3 protein-coding genes are annotated in these 1,958 nt (G+C 27.0%); 1 reads left to right on the forward strand and 2 read right to left on the reverse strand.

Annotation, left to right across the window (positions count from 1 at the left end):
- The first annotated feature begins 149 nt into the window (after window positions 1–149).
- Window positions 150–737 (forward strand): DUF1836 domain-containing protein, encoded by a 588-nt coding sequence (locus CLLU_RS18370; protein WP_106011201.1) that lies wholly within the window; start codon window positions 150–152, stop codon window positions 735–737.
- Window positions 738–749: 12 nt separating this feature from the next.
- On the opposite strand, the gene ispF is transcribed toward CLLU_RS18370, so the two are convergent.
- Together ispF and CLLU_RS18380 are read right to left on the reverse strand one after the other, a co-directional pair.
- The gene (gene ispF / locus CLLU_RS18375; protein ID WP_106011199.1) at window positions 750–1,229 is read right to left on the reverse strand and encodes a 2-C-methyl-D-erythritol 2,4-cyclodiphosphate synthase; all 480 of its coding nucleotides are present in this window, start codon (window positions 1,227–1,229) and stop codon (window positions 750–752) included.
- A 72-nt stretch (window positions 1,230–1,301) separates the two neighbouring features.
- Entirely contained in the window at window positions 1,302–1,493 is a 192-nt protein-coding gene (locus CLLU_RS18380; protein ID WP_106011200.1) for a hypothetical protein, read from the reverse strand.
- Window positions 1,494–1,958: the final 465 nt, after the last annotated feature.

The following is a 1,958-nucleotide window of genomic DNA, read 5'->3' on the forward strand; positions in this document are numbered from 1 at the left end:
ATTTTATAGATCTTTAGTTTGTAAAGATTATGCATATGCCATATAATATTAATATATTGAGTTTGGATGATAAAAGTTTTAATATATACATGAACACGTTGAGCAGGAGGTTGTAAAGATTGGATGAACATAATAATTTTGAATTTGAAATGGAATATATAAATAAAATAGCAAAAAATATATCAACTAATACTATAATACCTTACGAAGACTTGCCTAGGTATGATTTATTTTTATCCCAGGTTATAGATTATCTAAATGATAAATTTGAGGAAGAAAACTATACAAATAATATAGTACAGAATTATATTAAAAATGAGGTTATATCTAAACCGGAGGATGGGAAAAAAAGGGGTTATACAAAAGTTCATCTAACTCAGCTTATTTTATTGAGTTATATGAGACCAATACTCACTACTGAGGAGATAAAAAAAGTATTTGCATTGGCTTTTAACGAAATAAACAATGGAAAAGATGATATAATATCCTGGGAAAACGCATACAAGATATTCTCGGATCTGCAAAAAAATAGTCTTGAGGATTTAATGTCAAAAGAATGTTTTAATGAGAAAAGGTTTCAGAATATAGTGAAAAATATGGATTTGAAGATTAAAGGAAAAGAAGAAGAAAGAATAATGGTTTTCTTTGTAGTTATGTCTTTGATATGTCAGGCAAGCGCAATTAAAAAATTAGTTCAAAATATAGTCAATAATTATGAAGATAAAGAAGATAAATAGGACCTTGGTGTCCTATTTATTAATTTCATTTAACAGACATATACTTTGAGCAGCCATACCCTCTCCTTTTCCAGTAAACCCCAAGCCCTCTTCAGTAGTGGCTTTTATATTTATTGCAGATATACTTATGTTTAAAGTTTTAGATATGTTTTCCCTCATATAATTTATATAGGGAGATAATTTTGGAGTTTCAGCTATTATAGTAGAATCTATATTTTCTATAATATAGTGATTATCTTTAATTAAATCTGATACTTTGGATAACAATTTAAGACTAGATATGTTCTTGTATCTTTCATCTTGATCTGGAAAATGCTTACCAATGTCGCCAAGACAGGAAGCGCCTAATAAACTGTCCATTATTGCATGAGTGAGTACGTCAGCATCAGAATGTCCAAGCAAACCTTTATGGAAAGGAATGTTTACTCCTCCCAATATAAGCGGTCTATTACAAACTAATTTGTGAACGTCATATCCGAGTCCAATTTTCATAATCAATCCTCCTACGAAAAATTTCTGATTATATATTATCATATATAACAAAAAGGTGCATTTGTCTGCACCTTAAGAAATATCTCTGGAATAATAGATTATTTTTTTATTATCTTTTGCAGTATTTATTTTTGAAGCTTCAGGAGTTCTATTTTTAGAGTTAATTAACTTTGATAGAAATAGTTTTAACGAAAAGAAAAGCGACCTACCATTTTTCTTATTACTATTTTTCGAAAAATCAACTTTGATAACGTTATCTTTCATAGGATAGTCCCACCTTCCATAAAAAGTTTTCCTACTTTTATAATAGCACAAAAATAGCTAAATGTTAAGAAAATTACAAAAAATATTATATAACTTATCCTAATGTTCTATGTGTATTGAAAAATTAAGGGGATTTATTACCCCCTTAATTTTGTGAGATAGAAAGGTATATTACTTTGTATTAGGAAATGTTAACTGTAATTTATGAGCTTTGTAATTGTGTGGGTATTAATATTATATGAGAAATACATCAATTTGGTTACTATAAATTTTAGTATTATCCACATGTTGTCCACAAAAATGTGGATAATGTGCATAAATAAGCAGTTGTTTACGATAAAATGAAATAAATATAAGAAAATAACTATCAAAATAATGTAAAATTTGAATAATAACAAGTTATAAACAAAAAACTTGTGGATAATATGCATAAATAAAATTTTTATTTCATTTATAATCTATATA

The sequence above is a fragment of the Clostridium luticellarii genome, assembly GCF_002995845.1.
Classification (GTDB): domain Bacteria; phylum Bacillota; class Clostridia; order Clostridiales; family Clostridiaceae; genus Clostridium_B; species Clostridium_B luticellarii.

Coding starts and splice junctions, on each gene's coding strand:
- CLLU_RS18370 (WP_106011201.1), top strand. CDS start 150: ATGGAATATATAAATAAAATAGCAAAAAATATATCAACTAATACTATA.
- ispF (WP_106011199.1), bottom strand. CDS start 1,229: ATGAAAATTGGACTCGGATATGACGTTCACAAATTAGTTTGTAATAGA.
- CLLU_RS18380 (WP_106011200.1), bottom strand. CDS start 1,493: ATGAAAGATAACGTTATCAAAGTTGATTTTTCGAAAAATAGTAATAAG.